At 62.7% G+C, this 16,193-nt stretch carries 16 protein-coding genes; 7 read left to right on the top strand and 9 right to left on the bottom strand.

The window, feature by feature from the left end; all coding sequences use genetic code 11:
- Positions 1-6 precede the first annotated feature (6 nt).
- Both DXT74_RS03375 and speD read left to right on the top strand, forming a co-directional pair.
- Positions 7-177, top strand: coding sequence for a hypothetical protein (locus DXT74_RS03375; protein ID WP_194427325.1), 171 nt, complete (start codon positions 7-9; stop codon positions 175-177).
- Positions 174-575: an adenosylmethionine decarboxylase gene (gene speD, locus DXT74_RS03370; RefSeq protein WP_043640418.1), complete on the top strand. Its 402-nt coding sequence runs from the start codon at positions 174-176 to the stop codon at positions 573-575. Before DXT74_RS03375 ends, speD begins: the two co-directional genes overlap by 4 nt.
- A gap of 152 nt (positions 576-727) precedes the next feature.
- On the opposite strand, the gene DXT74_RS03365 is transcribed toward speD, so the two are convergent.
- Positions 728-2,635 (bottom strand): bifunctional 2',3'-cyclic-nucleotide 2'-phosphodiesterase/3'-nucleotidase, encoded by a 1,908-nt coding sequence (locus tag DXT74_RS03365; RefSeq protein ID WP_194427324.1) that lies wholly within the window; start codon positions 2,633-2,635, stop codon positions 728-730.
- A gap of 34 nt (positions 2,636-2,669) precedes the next feature.
- Positions 2,670-2,993: a helix-turn-helix domain-containing protein gene (locus DXT74_RS03360; protein WP_043640423.1), complete on the bottom strand. Its 324-nt coding sequence runs from the start codon at positions 2,991-2,993 to the stop codon at positions 2,670-2,672.
- Positions 2,994-3,096: 103 nt separating this feature from the next.
- On the opposite strand from DXT74_RS03360, the gene DXT74_RS03355 reads away from it, so the two are divergent.
- On the top strand, positions 3,097-3,636 hold the full coding sequence (locus DXT74_RS03355) for an NAD(P)H-dependent oxidoreductase (RefSeq protein ID WP_043640426.1): 540 nt from the start codon (positions 3,097-3,099) through the stop codon (positions 3,634-3,636).
- A gap of 82 nt (positions 3,637-3,718) precedes the next feature.
- Here the strand turns inward: DXT74_RS03355 and gstA are convergent, their stop codons facing one another.
- The 4 genes from gstA to DXT74_RS03335 form a co-directional block, all read right to left on the bottom strand.
- Positions 3,719-4,330: a glutathione transferase GstA gene (gene gstA, locus DXT74_RS03350; RefSeq protein WP_043640429.1), complete on the bottom strand. Its 612-nt coding sequence runs from the start codon at positions 4,328-4,330 to the stop codon at positions 3,719-3,721.
- A 120-nt stretch (positions 4,331-4,450) separates the two neighbouring features.
- Positions 4,451-5,020, bottom strand: coding sequence for a DUF4337 domain-containing protein (locus DXT74_RS03345; RefSeq protein ID WP_194427323.1), 570 nt, complete (start codon positions 5,018-5,020; stop codon positions 4,451-4,453).
- Between the two features lie 247 nt (positions 5,021-5,267).
- Positions 5,268-5,552, bottom strand: a complete 285-nt coding sequence (locus tag DXT74_RS03340) for a VF530 family DNA-binding protein (RefSeq protein WP_043640436.1) — start codon at positions 5,550-5,552, stop codon at positions 5,268-5,270.
- A gap of 64 nt (positions 5,553-5,616) precedes the next feature.
- The gene (locus DXT74_RS03335) at positions 5,617-7,887 is read right to left on the bottom strand and encodes a TerB family tellurite resistance protein (protein ID WP_081556421.1); all 2,271 of its coding nucleotides are present in this window, start codon (positions 7,885-7,887) and stop codon (positions 5,617-5,619) included.
- A 228-nt stretch (positions 7,888-8,115) separates the two neighbouring features.
- On the opposite strand from DXT74_RS03335, the gene DXT74_RS03330 reads away from it, so the two are divergent.
- Both DXT74_RS03330 and DXT74_RS03325 read left to right on the top strand, forming a co-directional pair.
- Complete coding sequence (locus tag DXT74_RS03330; protein ID WP_052370753.1) at positions 8,116-8,595, top strand: Spy/CpxP family protein refolding chaperone; 480 nt, start codon at positions 8,116-8,118, stop codon at positions 8,593-8,595.
- A 183-nt stretch (positions 8,596-8,778) separates the two neighbouring features.
- Positions 8,779-9,252 (top strand): Spy/CpxP family protein refolding chaperone, encoded by a 474-nt coding sequence (locus DXT74_RS03325; RefSeq protein WP_194427322.1) that lies wholly within the window; start codon positions 8,779-8,781, stop codon positions 9,250-9,252.
- A gap of 73 nt (positions 9,253-9,325) precedes the next feature.
- On the opposite strand, the gene DXT74_RS03320 is transcribed toward DXT74_RS03325, so the two are convergent.
- The 3 genes from DXT74_RS03320 to DXT74_RS03310 all read right to left on the bottom strand — a co-directional run bounded on the left by DXT74_RS03320 (position 9,326) and on the right by DXT74_RS03310 (position 12,369).
- Positions 9,326-9,793: a DMT family transporter gene (locus DXT74_RS03320; RefSeq protein ID WP_043636578.1), complete on the bottom strand. Its 468-nt coding sequence runs from the start codon at positions 9,791-9,793 to the stop codon at positions 9,326-9,328.
- A 44-nt stretch (positions 9,794-9,837) separates the two neighbouring features.
- Complete coding sequence (locus tag DXT74_RS03315; RefSeq protein WP_043636573.1) at positions 9,838-10,245, bottom strand: YkgJ family cysteine cluster protein; 408 nt, start codon at positions 10,243-10,245, stop codon at positions 9,838-9,840.
- A gap of 144 nt (positions 10,246-10,389) precedes the next feature.
- Complete coding sequence (locus tag DXT74_RS03310) at positions 10,390-12,369, bottom strand: U32 family peptidase (RefSeq protein ID WP_194427321.1); 1,980 nt, start codon at positions 12,367-12,369, stop codon at positions 10,390-10,392.
- A 224-nt stretch (positions 12,370-12,593) separates the two neighbouring features.
- Between DXT74_RS03310 and DXT74_RS03305 the strand changes: the two genes are divergently transcribed.
- Positions 12,594-14,291, top strand: coding sequence for a methyl-accepting chemotaxis protein (locus tag DXT74_RS03305; protein WP_043636564.1), 1,698 nt, complete (start codon positions 12,594-12,596; stop codon positions 14,289-14,291).
- A 445-nt stretch (positions 14,292-14,736) separates the two neighbouring features.
- Positions 14,737-16,119, top strand: a complete 1,383-nt coding sequence (locus DXT74_RS03300; protein ID WP_194427320.1) for an OprD family outer membrane porin — start codon at positions 14,737-14,739, stop codon at positions 16,117-16,119.
- Positions 16,120-16,193: the final 74 nt, after the last annotated feature.

The raw sequence follows: 16,193 nt of genomic DNA, 5'->3' as shown, positions 1-16,193 counted from the left end.
AAGCCGATGTCGCCAGGACTCTATAAAGCCTTTTGCCTGCTGGTGATCGCAATCACCACCATGATCAATTTCTCCAATATGGACAACACTAACCGCGGCACCGGCTCGCGCAGCTGGAGCAGCGGTAGCGGCGGCGGCTCCTCCGGCTGGGGCAGCGGCGGCGGCGGCCATAAATGAAAGCGGCGATTGGCCGGCACCTGCTGGCGGATTTTCACGGCTGTCCGCCGCAGCGCCTCAGCGACCCGGCCCAGGTGGAGCACGCGCTGCGCCAGGCGGCGCAGGCCGCCGGCGCCACCGTGCTGGCCGGCCACGTCCACCACTTCGGCGAGGCTCAGGGCGTCACCGGCATCCTGTTGCTGATGGAGTCCCACCTCAGCATCCACACCTGGCCGGAACACGGCTACGCCGCGCTGGACCTGTTCATGTGCGGTCAAGCCCGCATCGACGCCGCGCTGGCGCGGCTGCGGGAGGCGCTGCAGCCGGCCGAGGTCCGCAGCCAGCTGCATCGACGCGGGGAACTGACGGTATCGCCCATTCCCGATATTGCCAACGGCACGACTCGGGAACAGGCTTAGAGCCTGTTCAAAGTCTCGCGATCCAAGGCGAGACCGGGCGAAAACGGCTGAGACAGCGAAGTGCGCTTACGGTTGAGCATTTCGAAACCGTACTCGCCGGGTCGCGGCTCACGAAGCGCAGCAGACTAAGAACAGGTTCTTGATCCTTTCTCTTATTCCACCAATTCCAGGCTAACCGAACCATCGCCATGCTCCGCGGCCAGGCGGAACTGCGGCTGGCGCGCCAGATAGCGCAGCGCGCCTGCGCCGGTGTCAAAGCGCATCGCGACGCCGGCCACGGGCTGAATGCGCCAGGCAGGTTTGGCCGCCGGGTCCACCACTTTGCGCTCGGCCAGATAAGCCGCCACCGCCGCGCGGTTTTCGTCCGGCGAATCCACCACCACGCGGCTGGCGTCTATACCGGGGAAATGGCCGCCCCCGGAGGCGCGGTAATTGTTGGTGGCCACCAAAAAGCTGGCGTCCTCGTCTATCGGTTTGCCCTGATAGCTCAGCTTGACGATGCGGCGGCTGTTCGGCGCAACCAGCTTGCCGTCGGCGTCGTAGCGCGCCGGCTGGCTGACGTCGATCTCATAGCTGACACCGGCGATGCTGTCGAAGTTGTAGGAGCGGAATTCCGGATTCAACAGCGGCTGGGTCTTGGGGCCCTTGGGATCGATGCGCAGAAACTGCCCCGCCGACATTTCCAGCCATTCGCGCACTTCGCGGCCGCTGACCTTCACCGCCTTCAGCGTGTTGGGGTAGATGTAGAGATCGGCCAGATTGCGGATCGCCAGCGGGCCGGCCGGGATATCGGTGTAGTAATTCCAGCCCTGACGGCCACCGGCCTTGAACGGCGCGGCCGCGGACAACACCGGCAAACCTTCGTACTCGGTGCCCTTGACCGCGTTCTTCACATACCAGGCCTGAGCTTCGGCCACGATCTGCACCGACGGGTCGTCCGCCGCCTGGGCGAAGTAGCTGTAAATCGGCGCGCGGGTTTCCGCCACCTTGCCGCGCACATAATCCAGCGTCCGGCGGTGTTCGGCGGCGATCAACTCGGCCACCTTGGGCTCGGCGGCCGCCAGCGGCCGCTTGGCTTTCTTGTCGTAGATGGCCCGCAGGGCGGCCTGCTTGCCGCTCACCTTCCAGCCGGCGTCGCCACGCTCCAGCACCAGATCCACCACGCCGATATGGTCGCCCCAGCGTCCCGGCATCACCGCCGGCACGCCGTTGATGGTGCCGGCGGCCAGGTCCACCTTGGGGTAGCCGGCGAAGGCGGCGGACGGGAACTCCGCGTGGGCGTGGCCAAACAGAATGGCGTCGATGCCGGCCACCTCGGCCAGACCAGCCACCGAGTTCTCGGCAAAGCGCGCGCTCTCGCCTTTTTCAAAACCGGAATGCGGCACCGCGATCACGATGTCGGCGCCCTTGCGCTTGAGTTCAGGCAGATAGCGGCGCGCGGTGTCGACAATGTCCCGCACTTCCACCTTGCCCTGCAAATTGGCCTTGTCCCACTGCATGATCTGCGGCGGCACAAAGCCGATCACCCCGATGTTCAGCGTCTGCGGCTGGCCGTCCTCGTCCTTGAACTCCCGCTTGAGCAACACATAGGGCTGGAAATACGGCTGGCCGGTCTTGGCGTCCACCACATTCGCGTTAACGTAGGGGAAGGCCGCCGTCTTCAGCGCCTGACCCAGAAAGGGCAAACCGTAATTGAATTCGTGATTGCCGATATTGCCGGCGTCGTAGCGCAGCCAGTTGAGCACTTTATAGGCGGGATGAACCTCTCCGGCGCGCAGCGGCTGGATCTTGGCCACCAAGTCTCCCAACGGATTGCCCTGCAGCAGATCGCCGTTGTCTATCAGCAGGCTGTTGGGCGCCTCTTGCCGCGCCGCGCGGATCAATGTCGCGGCGCGCGCCAGGCCGAAGTCCTGCGTCGGCTTGTCCTGGTAGTAGTCGTAATCCAGCAAGTTCATGTGCACGTCGGAGGTTTCCAGCACCCGCAGCTTCAGCGGAGCGGCCCAAACGTTGACGGCCGTCGCGGCCAGCAGGGAGGTGACGAGGAGAGGCGCAAGTTTCACGGGACAGCCCTTTTCTGGTTTTATCGCGCCCGCATTATACGCCCGCCGCCGGCCGCTCCAGGTAGAAAGCGCCCCAGGCGCACATCGCGTCTATCACTGGCCGCAGCGTGTCGCCCAGCTCGGTCAAGCGGTATTCCACCCGCGGCGGCACTTCCGCGTAAACCGTGCGCGCGATCAGGCCGTCGCGCTCCAGTTCGCGCAGCTGCTCGGTCAGCACCTTCTGCGACACTCCGCCCAGCAAACGGCGTAGTTCGCCGGTGCGCCGGCTGTCTTCGGACAAGTGGCACAGTATCGCGCACTTCCATTTGCCGCCCACCAGCCGCACGGTGGCGTCGATGGGAAAATTCAGTTCGCTCATGCGGACACAGTTACCTTTTGGTGCTTATGAAACAAAAAAGTGCATACTTATCAACAACTTGATCCATTGATAGCATGGCCGTTCCCATTTTACAGGAAGCGCCATGAAAACCCTGATCATCGTTGCCCATCCCGATCTTGAGCAATCCCGAATCAACCGCCGCTGGATGGCCGCGCTGCGCCGGCATCCGGAACACTACACCGTGCATGCGCTATACCAGGCTTATCCGGACGGGAAGATCGACGTGGCGCGCGAACAGGCGCTGCTGAGCAGCCACCAACGCATCGTCTTGCAGTTTCCGCTGTACTGGTTCAGTTCGCCGCCGCTGTTGAAAACCTGGCAGGACCAGGTGCTGGACGAGGGCTTCGCCATCGGCGCGCGGCCGGAAGATTGGCGCATGCGGGACAAGCGCATCAGCGTGGCGGTGTCCACCGGCATACGCGAGCGGGACTTCGCGGCGGACGGCCGTTATCTGTACCGGATGGAGGAAGTGTTGCGGCCATTCGAACTGACCTGCCGCTACATCCGCGCCGAATGGCTGCCCGGCTTCGCGTTGCACGGCGCCGAGCACGATCTGAGCGACGCCGAGATCGAGGCCAGCGCGGATGCTTATCTGCGGCACCTGCAGGCCGAGGCAGTATAAATCCACTCGCCATGAAAAATGCCCGGCCGGAGCCGGGCATGATCTTGTCTGGAACGGAGAACGTATTCCCGTTCCAGTGGAATTATTCCAGTAAGCCTTCCGCCTTCAGCGCTTGTTGCACGAAGGGCAAGGCCGCCACGCGTTTCTGGAAGTCGATCAACGCCGGGAAATCGCCCAGCGAACGCTGTACGAACTGCGCCCAGTTCAGGCAGGTGAACAGATAGGCGTCGGCCACGCTGAAACGCTCGCCCAGCAGATAGGGCGTTTTCGCCAGCTGCTCTTCCGCCAGCGCCAGCCGACGGGTCAGCTTGTCCCAAGTCTGCTGCTTGACTTCGTCGCTATTGGGATAGAACAGCGGCGAGAAGCCCTTGTGCACCTCGGTGGCGATATAGTTCAGCCATTCTTGCAGCCGGTAGCGCTCCAACGTGCCGTTGGCCGGCGCCAGCTGTTTGGCCGGCGCCTGATCCGCCAGGTATTGCACAATGGCCACGCCCTCGGTCAGCAGCTCGCCGTTATCCAGCTGCAAGGCCGGCACATAGCCGCGCGGATTGATGGTGGAGAAGTCCACCCCGCCCGCGGTCAGATGCGGCTGGACCTTGAGATTCACCTTCTCGGTGTCGAACGGCAAGCCGCTGGCGAACAGTACGATATGCGGGGACAGCGAGCAGGCGCCGGGGGAAAAATACAGTTTCATCGCTTTTCTCCAGTTCAGAATGTCTCGGGACAAAACGCAGGAATGCGGAAAACCCGGACAGCCTGAGCCAAATCGATGACAGTTGCAACCCTGCCGCCGATAGGGCCGCTCCCGCGCCCCTCAGCCCAACAGAGAAACGATCCAGCCCGGATGAATATTCCAGCCGGCAAAACCCGCCAGCCAGAAAAACACGCCCAACGCGCCAAAAGCCCAGGCGCACAGCAAAGGAATGAAATTGGCGGCCAGCGCCGCCACCGCGGCGCAGGCCACGGCGATGGACAGGCCGGCGTCGCTGACGTCGAACAGCTCATGGCGAGCGTTCAACTCTTCAAAACCCTGCTCCTTGGTCTTGGCCTTGAGTTGCAAAGCCTGCGCCTCCGCGGCGTAGTGAGCGATGTCGCGTTGGATCGCCGCCTGCTCCGGCCGCAAGGCCGCCGCCGCCGCAGGATTGGCCAACTCCAGCAAGCGCGCCTGACGCTGGCTGCTTTCCGCCAGATGCTGCTTGATCTTCTTGGACTGGTATTCGGACCAACTGTCCACCGCGTCGGTCTTCAATAGCTGACGCGCCTGCACGATATTGTCGTCCTTCAGCTTGCCCAGGCCCATGAACACCGATAGCAGCACCACGGTCAGCGCCACCAGGCTGTTCAGGTACTTCTTCTCCGCTTCCACGCTGATTTCCAATTCCATATTCCCGCTCCACAGTGAGAACATCATCGCCGCCGGCCCGGCGGACGGGCAGGTTTTAAGGCCTGTTCAAAACCTGGCGAGCAGGAGCGAGACAAATCGAAAACCGCTGAGAAAGCGGAATGTACGAGCGGTACATGAGCATTTCGCAGGAATTTTCAACGCTGTATGCCGACGCGCAGCGGATCGTAAACAGGTGCTTAAGCCTTAACGCAAGGCTGCCTGCTTCCGTGGACAATGGCAATGGCCATCAGGATGACTTCTTGGCGAACAACCGCGGGCGGGAGTCCACTCCCGAACCAGCCGGCGTCTGCGGCCGGGTCTTCAACGCCACGAACAAGTCTTCCACTTGCTGACGCGCCCACGGGGTGCGCCGCAAGAAAGCCAGGCTGGATTTGACGCTGGGGTCATGATTGAAGCAGCGAATCTGGATGCGCCGCCCCAGCTCGGGCCAGCCGTAATGGCCGACCAACTGGTTCAGCATCTGTTCCAGCGTGACGCCGTGGGTGGGATTCTTGGGTTGCGGTGCGCTCATGGTCGTGTTTTCTGGCTTGGGCGGGCGCAGTGTACCTTGCGCCCGCCGCGCCGCAAAGCCGTGCTCACGCGGCCGGCTTGGGCTTGCGTTGCCGCGGCGCGCGTTTGGGCGCGGGCTTGACCGGCGCCGGAGCCTCCGGAGGCGAGCTGTTCCGCTGGGCCAAGCCCATCGCCAGCGCCAGCCGGCCCAGGCGCTGCTGCTTCTCGCCGCTGATGGGCCCCGCCGCTTGCAGCAGCAGAATCGCCAGCTCCAGTGCGAACTGGCGCTGTTGCTCGGTGGGCAACAAATGTTCCAGCGTCGCCAGCGCGCGCTTCTCGTCGTTGCGCACCAGCCAAGTCTGGCGCCGCACCGCCTGCTTGAACTGCTCCAGCGTCAAATCCTCGCCCAAGGCGGTTTCCTGCATCACCCGGCGAATAGCGTTGAACGGCCTCACGTCCACCACGCCGTTGCCGATGGCGACATAGATCAACAACCGCAAAAAGCCGTCCACCGGCCCGCCTTCGGCGTAATGGGCCTCCAGCTCCTGGCGCTTGAGCCGCAGCATCTCGCTGCGCTCCCAACTGCCGTCCGCCTTGCGCACTCCGTATTCGCGCTGCGGTTTCAAACCTGTCAGCGCCGCGCTCCACGGCGATTCGAACAAAGTTCGGAAGCTCAGCTCCTGCCAGGCGTCGCGACCGTCGCGCCAACCGTTCAGCGCCGTCTCCATCCACTGCGCGTAGCTTTGCTGCCATTGCCAGAACGGATTGTCCTCCGCCGCCGGCCGCCGTTCGTCGCGTACCTTCTCCGCCCATTGCCGCAGCCCGGCCAGCCAGGGGTTGCGGCTGGAAAACCAGCGTCGCTCCAATCGCGACGGATGCATTTCACGCCACCAGCGCGCGGTATGCTCGTTGCCGTATAAGCGCAGCCAGGGAGAGACGAAGGTATCGTACAGCTGCTGGTTGACCTCTCCCACCCGGCGCACCACTTCGAAGGCGGCCTCGCCCTGGCGGCCGTCGCCCAAAGCCAGAATATCGTCGATGTCGCGCGGCTCGAAGCGGATCACGTAGCGGCCTTGCAAGTATTCCAGCCCGGCCATTTCCGGGTGGGTATCGGTGATGATGGCTTCGTACAAGCCGGGCGGCAGCACATCGATCAAGTCCAGCGCGCTGGCCAGCTCGCTGTGTTCCTTGTTGGCCACGCCGGCGGACACGAAAATGCCCAGGTGGCCCACCTGCTCGTGCAGGCAATAGACGATGGTCTGCTCATTGACGCGGATGTCCTCCACGCTGTGGTACAGGTCCGCGATCCAGAACAGCGCCTGCTGCGGCGGGGTGATGTTGTCGCCCCAGGAGGCGAACACCACGATGGGCGAGCGGATGTTGCGCAAGTCCACCGCCTGCCGTCCCTGCTCCAGCGTCACCTCGCCATGGCTCAGCCGGTTGCCGACGAACAGGTTTTGGGTAATCCATTCCATCTCGGCCTTGTTGAGCAGATAGTGGCCGCCCCACCAGCGCTCGAACTCCAGGAAACGCTCACGCTCGGTGTCCACCTTGGCGTACAAAGAGTAAGGCTTTTTCCAGTAGGTGTTGGCTGGGTCCAGCTGTTCGAAATTGCTGACCAGATGAGCCCCGTCGAACTGGCCGTGGCCCAGATCGCCCACCAGCGAGGCCATCCAGGTGCCGCCGTACAAACCGCCGGAATAACGCATCGGATTCTTGCCGGCCACGCCGGCCCAGTAAGACAACGGCGAGCCGGCCAGCAGGATGGGGCCCACCAGCTCCGGCGCGGTGGCCGCCAGCATCGCCAGCGCCCAGCCGCCCTGGCAATTGCCGATGACGAAGGGTTTGCCGGCGCTGTGCGGATGCAGCTGGTTCACCTTTTGCAGGAAGATCTTCTCGGCGCGCCACACGCATTCAATCGTCTGCTTGGGCTCCGGCACCGGGAAAAACATCACGAAATAACAAGGATGGCCTTGGCGCAGCGCGATGCCGATCTCGCTATCCATCTTGAAGCCGCCGATGCCGGGGCCGTGGCCGGCGCGCGGATCTATCACCACGAAGGGCCGTTTGGCCGGGTCAGGTTTCGGACAACCGTCCGGCGGGCGGATCGCCGACAGCGCGTAATTGACCGGCTGCTCCAGTTCACGGCCATCCACGATGATGTCGTAGTCGAAAACCAACACCGGCGGATGGCCGGAGGCGGCGTGCTCCAGATAGGTGTCCCCGCGCTGGCGCAGAATGTCGCAATACAGCACCGAACGCTGCCAGGCGTCGATCCAATACTCCACCAAGGCGCCGTTCAAACCCCCGGCGCCCAGCGCGGAGAACCAAGGAAATGAAGAATCAGGCAGGCTCATGCGAAACGCTCCGGCGACGATAAGGGAATGCCGCAATTCACTCTAGTCCAAATCCCCGCCCCGGTCGGGAAAAAGCCCATCGGCAAAACGCTTGCCGGCGGGCTTTACATTTGGTAACAATTGACCCCGGCCAACTCACACTTAATTGACAGTCGCCATCCAGAATAATGGAGTGATCCTGCCGATGTCGTCCGCCCGCATCACAGCCATCAATGGAATGGCCCGCCTATGAAACCGCAGATACCCTTTATATTCGCCAGCCTCGCCGCCGGCGCCGCTCTGGCCGCGCCGCCGGAACCCGCATGCCCGCCGATGGGCAATTTCGCCGGCCGCCCGTGGAAGATAGACCCGGCCAAGCGCGACGCTTTCATCGCCCAACATCAGAAAGCGCTGCACGACAAGCTCAAGATCCAGCCAGCCCAGGAAGCCGCGTGGCTGGCCTTTGCCAGCGCCACCCGCCCCGGTCCGATGCCGCCCTGCGAAAACGCGTCCACCGCGCCGGAACGCATGGAACAGCGCGTGCTGATGGCGCAGCGCCACCTGCTGAATCTGCAAAAGCGTTTGGAAGCGCTCAAATCCTTCTACGGCCAGCTCACGCCAGAGCAGCAAAAAATCATGGACCAGGACAGCCCGCCGCTAATGGGCGGCCGGGGCCAGGGGCCAATGCGCAAACTGCAGGCAGGCCAAGGCAACGAGCCTCACAACTAAAACCCGTTACGATCTGCGACGATTCGTGAGCCGTGGCGCGGCGAGCCCCGCGCATTGTTGCAAACTGCTAAGCGGGCCGGCCCGGTTAACACTCGGTAACAAGCCCCGCCCTACCCGCAACACTTGCCAGACACCCATGCTCAATACTGCTTGCATGATCCACCTCCATAGGAGTCTTCAATCATGACCAAGCTGTTCAAGCCCATGCTGATCGCCGTGCTGCTGGCCGCCGGTGTCACCGGCTCCGCGCTGGCCGCCGGCGACGCTCCGTCGCAAAGCCCGATGCCGATGATGGAAAAAGGCCGCCACATGGACCCGGCCCAGCGCGAAGCCATGGCCGCCCGCCATCTGCAAGGACTGCATGACCAACTGAAGCTGCAAGCCAGCCAGGAAGGCGCCTGGAAAACCTTCGTCGCCTCGATGAAGCCGGGCGAACGAGCGATGCCGCCCAAACCGCAGGCCGGCGAAACCGCGCCGCAACGCATGGAACGCATGTTGGACATGATGAAGCAGCACCAGGACGCGATGCAGAAACGCCTGGACGCGCTGAAAACTTTCTATGCTCAGCTAACGCCGGAGCAGCAGAAAGTGATGGACCAATGGCACGGCCAGATGGGCCGCCACATGAGCCCGATGTCCAAACCTCAGCCCAAATAAACGCCGCGCGTTTGACAGCAAAAACGGCAGCCTCTGGCTGCCGTTTTTAGCGTGGCGGCCCTGCGCCTATCGCTCAAACGCGTCCAAACCACTTATCGCCAAAGTTAACCAACAACACTCCGCCCACCACGAGCGCCGCCCCCAGCAGCCGAGGCAGATTCACCTCTCGCAGCGGCATCGCCAGCCAGCCGAAACGGTCGAACAGCAGCGACACGCACACCTGGCCGGCGATCACCAGGGACAGCATGGCCGCCACGCCCAGCCGCGGCGCCAGCAAGGTGGTGCCGAACACGAACATCGCCCCCATCGCGCCGCCCAACAGCATCCACCACTCCACCCGGCCCAACTGCGCCAGATCCTGCCATTTCTGACCGGTGGCGACAGCCAGGCCGGCCAAACACAGGCTGCCCACGGAGAACGACACCAGCGCCGCCAGCAGCGTGCTGTTGCCCAGCACGCCCTTGAGCTGGTTGTTGATGGCGGCCTGCAGCGGCACCACTACGCCAATGGCGAAAGCGAATAAAGGATAAATGGGGTTCATGACGATCCAGTCGAGTCAACGGAGAGTTTCACGTGAAACAGCGTTCACGCCGCGGAATGGCGAAGGAAAACGATCTTCTGCGGATTGCGGGTATACGCGCAGAAGCCCGGCTTGGGGCCCACCTTGGGATGGTTGCGACAAGTATTGGGGCGCCGTTCGTAAATGCCGCACAAACGGGTCTTCTGATCCAGGTGCATGCAATCGCCGTTGGCACGCCGCGCCAACGTAAACAGCTCGCGCTTGAAATTGAAGTGCTGGATCAACCGCTGCTTTTCCAGACGCTTGGCGATGTTCTTGATCGGCTCTTCCAGCTCGAACTCGTCCACCACACCCATGCGCACCAGATCCGGCAGCCGCACCTCCACCGGCATGGAACAGCAGCTGCCCATGCAGTCCTCGCACAAACCGTTCTTGTATTTGACCCAGGTGTCCAGGCGCTCGATGTCGGCCACGTTTGATTCCCCGTGATGCCGGCGTGGCCGGCGATAATGTATTAAAGGATTGTTCCGGATAGGAAAAAAGGAAAGAGGCGCATTTTACGCGCCTCTCCGCCGCCGCCGCAATCGACTCCCCGCCTCAGATCGGCAATCTAGCGCTCAAGACCGCGGACGCTGCTTGAAGAAGGTCAAGGGCGCGGTGTACGGCTCCTCGCTTGGCGGCGGGGCCTTCAGGATGTGCTTTTTCATCTTGCCCATCACATGCATCTCGCAAGGCCGGCATTCGAACTTCAATGTGTAGGTTTCGTTACCGGACTTCAGCGTCATCGGATCGGCGCGCACCTGGCCCATCACGCCCTTCACCCCCTTGGCCTGCTTCGGGCACAGGTTGAAGGAGAAGCGCAGACAGTGCTTGGTGATCATCAGGCTGACCTCGCCCTCTTCCTGATGCGCCTCGTAGGCGGCGTCGATGACCTCCACCCCGTGCTTGCGGTAGAACTGCCAGGCCAGATTGTTGTAGACGTTGGCCAGATAGCTCAGCGTCTTTTCCGGATACGGCGCCGGCGGCTCCAACGCCGCCTTGCGCGGCTGGCGCGGCCAGGCCTGCAAGCGCGCGGTCTCCAGCCGGGCGATGGCGTCTCGGCGCAAGGCGTTGATCGCCGAGGCCGGCGCGAACCACGGCTGAGAGAGTTGCAGCGTTACATCGTGGGCAACGAACATGGTGTTGCCCAGCTTCGCCAGATTGTCTCGCAAACCTGCAAGCGCCTTCTCCGCGTCCTTGGCCGGCTCCAGCGCCAGCGGGCTGCGGGCGACGGCGCTGACGCCGTCCTCGTCGGTGATGCTCAGTTCCAGGCCGTCGGCGTTTTCAGCCAGCGTCATCCACACGCCCACCTTGCGCTCGGCGGACTTTTTCAGCAGCGCCAGTTCCCAGGCGTGGTCGCGGTTGCGGCTGATGTCCACGCCCGGCTTGAGGCCGGCCAACACTGAAGCGTCGTTGGGAAACACCCTCCACAACAACTCGCCGTCCGCGGTCTTGCCCACTTGCTGCACGGTATTGGCCTGAACGCCCACGACTTCCCGCTTCTTCATGAAGTTGATGCCGTCGCCGTTGCTCATGGTTTCTCGGGTGGCGATCTCCAGCCAGTCCGGCCCCACTTTGCTGACTACGCCCAGGCCGACGCCGACGAACTTGGGCGAATCGAAAGCGCCGATGTCGATCTTGCGGCCAGTGGCGAAGTAATCGGTGCCGCCGCGGTGGAAGGTCTTGTCCGGGTCCGGCGCAAAGAAGATTTCGCTGTCGCCGCTGGAGGCGCGCGCCAGCTCCGGCCTACGTTCGATGATCTCGTCCAGCAGCAGCCGGTAATGGGCGGTGATGTTCTTCACATAGGACACGTCTTTGTAACGGCCCTCGATCTTCAGCGAACGCACGCCGGCGTCCAGCAGCGCCTCCAGATTGGCGCTCTGATTATTGTCCTTCATCGATAGCAAATGCTTGTCGAAAGCCACCACGCCGCCGTCCTTGTCGGTCAGCGTGTACGGCAGTCTACAGGCTTGCGAGCAGTCGCCGCGGTTGGCGCTGCGCCCGTTGTCGGCGTGGCTGATATAGCACTGGCCGGAGAAGGCCACGCACAGCGCGCCGTGAATGAAGTATTCAATGGTGGCGGCGTCGCCCACCGCGTCGGCCGCCTGGCGGATTTGCGGAATCGTCAGCTCGCGCGCCAGCACCACTTGGGAGAAACCGGCATCGGACAGGAAACGCGCTTTCTCCGGCGTGCGGATGTCGCACTGTGTGGAGGCATGTAGCTGGATGGGCGGCAGGTCCAGTTCCAGGATGCCCATATCCTGAATGATCAGCGCGTCCACGCCTGCGTCGTACAACTGCCAGATCAGCTTGCGCGCCGGCTCCAGTTCGGCATCGTGCAAGATGGTGTTGAGCGTGGCGAAGATGCGCGCGTAGTAGCGGTGCGCAAACGCGGTCAGGCCGGCGATATCCTCCACGCTGTTACAGGCGTTGTGGCGCGCGCCGAAGCTGGGCCCGCCGATGTACACCGCGTCGGCGCCGTGCAAGATGGCCTCGCGGCCGATTTCGGCGGTCTTGGCGGGCGATAGCAACTCGATCTGGTGCGGCAACAGGCTCATGGCGTTTCCTGACATTTAGTATAGGTGGCCGCGTCGGGCGATGGCGGCCGCAAAGGGGCGGAATTATAACGGAATCATGGAGTTATAGGTAGCAATTTGCAGCAGCGGCTTTTAAGTTCAGCCCTGGGACCACGGCCTTGCCATGCCACTGTCACATGCCGCGACTACACCTCCAAATAGTCAAAATCGGTTTTATATGTGTAAAAACCAATTCGGAGAGCGTCATGTTCAACCGCCTGACCATCGCCCAACGCTTAAGCGCGCTCGTCGCTGCCCTGTTGGCCATCACCGTCTTGATCAGCCTGTTTGGCCAACATGCGCAAAAAGGCATACTCGACGACTTCGCCACCACTTACAACGACAGAGTGGTGTGCCTGAAACAGCTGAAAACCGTGGCCGACAGCTATGCGGTGGGCATCGTTGATGGCGCGCACAAACTGCATGCCGGCGCCATCGACGCGGCCGGGTTTATAGGCGGCATCGACGCCGCGCAAGTGGCGCTGAAAAAACAATGGGGCGACTACCGCGCCACTTATCTGACCGATGAGGAAAAAACCCTGGCCGACCAGGCCGAGGCGGCAATGCGCCACGCCGACGCCAGCGTGGCCCGGCTCAAAAGCCTGGCCCAGTCCGGGGACCGCGCCGCGATGCAACTCTTTCTGGACAAGGAAATGTACCCGGCCATCGATCCCATCGCCAACCGCATCGCCGCGCTGATCGACTTGCAGTTGCGAGTGGCGGCGGAAGAGTTCGCCAAGGCGCAGGAACGCGCCGCCGCCAGCCGCGCCGTCGCCATTGCGCTCTTGATCTGCGGTGTGGCGCTGGGCGCCTTGCTGTCGCTGATCATCATCCGCTCGCTGATGGCAGAGCTGGGCGGCGAGCCGCGCGACGTGGTGGCGCTGACCGAGCGCATCGCCAACGGCGACCTCAGCCAGAAACTACAGGCCAAGGCCGGCGACCAACACAGCATCGTCGCCTCGATGGCGCGGATGCAGAGCGGACTCATCCAGATGGTGCGCGCCATGCAGCAGATCATCAGCCAGCTAAGCGCCAATGCCACCGAGCTGGCGGCGGCGGCGGAACAGGTGGCCGCCAGCGCCGAGGAGCAAACCCGGGCCGCCTCGTCGATGTCGGCCTCGGTGGAGCAATTGTCGGTCAGCATCTGCTCGGTGGACGACAACACCACCGATGTGGCCACCGAATCCGTCTCCACCGGCGAACTGGCCACCCGTGGCGAATCCATCATCGACCAGACTCTGCACACCATAGAGTCGGTAGCGGAAATGGCGCGCACCTCGCAAGTGCAAGCCGACCTGATGAGCAGCCGCTCGCAGCAGATCTCCAATGTGATCCAGGTGATACGCGACGTGGCCGACCAGACCAATCTGCTGGCGCTGAACGCGGCGATAGAAGCGGCGCGCGCCGGCGAACAGGGGCGCGGCTTCGCCGTGGTGGCGGACGAAGTGCGCAAGCTGTCCGAGCGCACCGCCCAGTCCACCGCCGAAATCAGCACCAGCATCCGCGAGATGCTGGATAGCAGCGCCCATGTGGTGCAGAACATCCACCACACCGTGGACCATATGGAAGTGGGCTTGCAGCAAGCCAACGACGCCCGCTCGGCCATCACCGGCATCAACGACAAGGTGGCCAGAGTCAAACAATCGCTGAGCGCGATCTCGGTATCGCTGCACGAGCAGCAGGCCGCCGGCACCGGCATCGCCGCCAATGTGGAGAAAGTGGCGCAAATGTCCGAGGAAACCAGCGCCGCCGCCAGCCAGACAGCGGACTCCGCCAGTCAGATGGAACAGATGTCGCATGAGCTGCAATCCAGCATCAATTACTTCACCCTGCCGCAGGCCGGCCAAAGCCAGAACGAAGAAACGCCGCTGCAAACCGGCCGTTCGTTGGCGGCCGCCAGCTGAAACCCGTTTACCCCCTCTCCGCACTTGGCCTGGCGCTTGCCAGGCTTTTTTTTAGTCTGGCAATGCCCCATGGCCTATGGGTCAGCCGGCGCTTACCTTCGCTGCAACACCATGCTGCATAGCAACAATGTCGATAAGCGAAAAATACTGCGCGTGTTGCCGCTGCCGCGGTTGAAAACGCGTAGTCATCCCGGCCAATCATTCATTAACACTCCAAATTCCGTTCGGAAAAACAAAAAGTAGATGCCTTTCATTTGCATTTGGCGGCTATCTGACGCCAATGAGCGGCCATTTCCAGCAAATCCATGTGCATGGCAACATTGCAACAATATGACGAATTATTTTGCAATACCAATGAGATACCAATTGAGAACCAGTAAAAGACCAGATAGTTTTAGCGCAGGACATCCAACAGAGGTGTCGCCACGTGATTGGAGTGACTGAAATGCCTAAGCCGACCAAGCTTGCCCTACTACTGTTGACCGCCCTGCCCTGTGTCGTCATGGCGGCGGAAGACTCGATTCCGGCCAACGACACCTCGCCCACCCAGGGCGCGCCGGCCACTTTCGAACCGGTGGACGTCTATGACTTGATCACCAAGTCCGAAACCACCGTCAGCGCCATCTATTACGGCCGTAACCGCCAAGCGGACTGGCCCGCTCCGCCCAACAGCAAGAACCGCGACGACATCACCGTCAACGCGCTCAACCTGGGCCTGAATTTCCGTTCCGGCTACGCCTGGAACAAGCTGGGCTTCGACGCCGCCGCCCACGCCGCCATCCGCCTGGACAGCGGCAAAGGCTGGTCGGAAGTGCTGAACCACGACATCAACGACAACTCCCAACCCGGCGGCGTGGACAAGAGCGCCGCGGTGCTGAGCCAGGCGGCGCTGAAATTCCGCCAGCACGAAGACGGCCAGGGCTTCTCCGCCCGCGCCGGTTACACCCCCATAGGCATCGGCACCCTGGGCACCTCCGGCGGCCTGCAATCCCACGCCTACCGCGGCGTGGAAATGAAATACAAATTCGGCGACTTCGAAGTGGGCTACGGCTGGGCCGACCAGTTCCGCAATGAGTGGGACACCCGCTTCCGCGACATGACCAACTCCTGGGAACAGGGCCGCAGCAACGGCAGCACCGCCAAACGCGTCGATTACGTCAACAGCCTGGGCTTCCGCTACGCGCCTAAAAACGGCTTCGTCGACGTCGGCGTAGGCGAAGGCAAGGACTACCGCCGCAACGCCCAGATCGCCGGCTCCTACTCCTGGCAGCTCAACGGCGACGACAAGCTGACCGCCACCGGCTACTACTTCACCGGCAAGTACCAGACCCAGCTCTCCGGCATTCAGAACCCCAAGAACGAATACCACGCCAGCGGCAGCGTCAGCTACGCCACCGGCGGCTGGACACTGATGGGCGGCCTGGGCTACACCAAGGCGCCGGACTCCGGCGAACTGAACTTCCGCATGACGCCGTGGGGCAACAGCGACAACCGCAACTTCATCCAAACCTGGGGCCAGCTGGACGACTTCGTCTGGGACGGCACCACCGTCTACAAGCTGAGCGTTAATTACGATCTGGCCAAGGTGGGCGTGCCCGGCCTGACCGTGGGCCTGTCCGGCAACTACGCCACCGGGATGAAAAACCCGGGCAAGGCCGACACCAAGGCCCATGAAGTGGACTTCAGCATCGGCTACAGCGTGCAAAGCGGCATGTTCAAGGGCGCCAGCATCGGCGTCTATCCGGCGTGGCTGCGCACCGACGGCTTCTACGGCAAATCCGACCGCAACGACGTGAAAGTCATCGCCTCCTACAGCAAGACCTTCTGATCCGCGCGGCTGGCCGGGCGTCCTCTCGTCCGCCCGGCCGCCGGCTCACTGGCATTGAACTGGTCTCGCTTTCA

The sequence above is a fragment of the Chromobacterium sp. Rain0013 genome (genome assembly GCF_015291765.1).
Taxonomy (GTDB): domain Bacteria; phylum Pseudomonadota; class Gammaproteobacteria; order Burkholderiales; family Chromobacteriaceae; genus Chromobacterium; species Chromobacterium haemolyticum.
The sequence above is the reverse complement of the archived record's forward strand: the minus strand, read 5'-3'. Positions and strand labels throughout refer to the sequence as shown.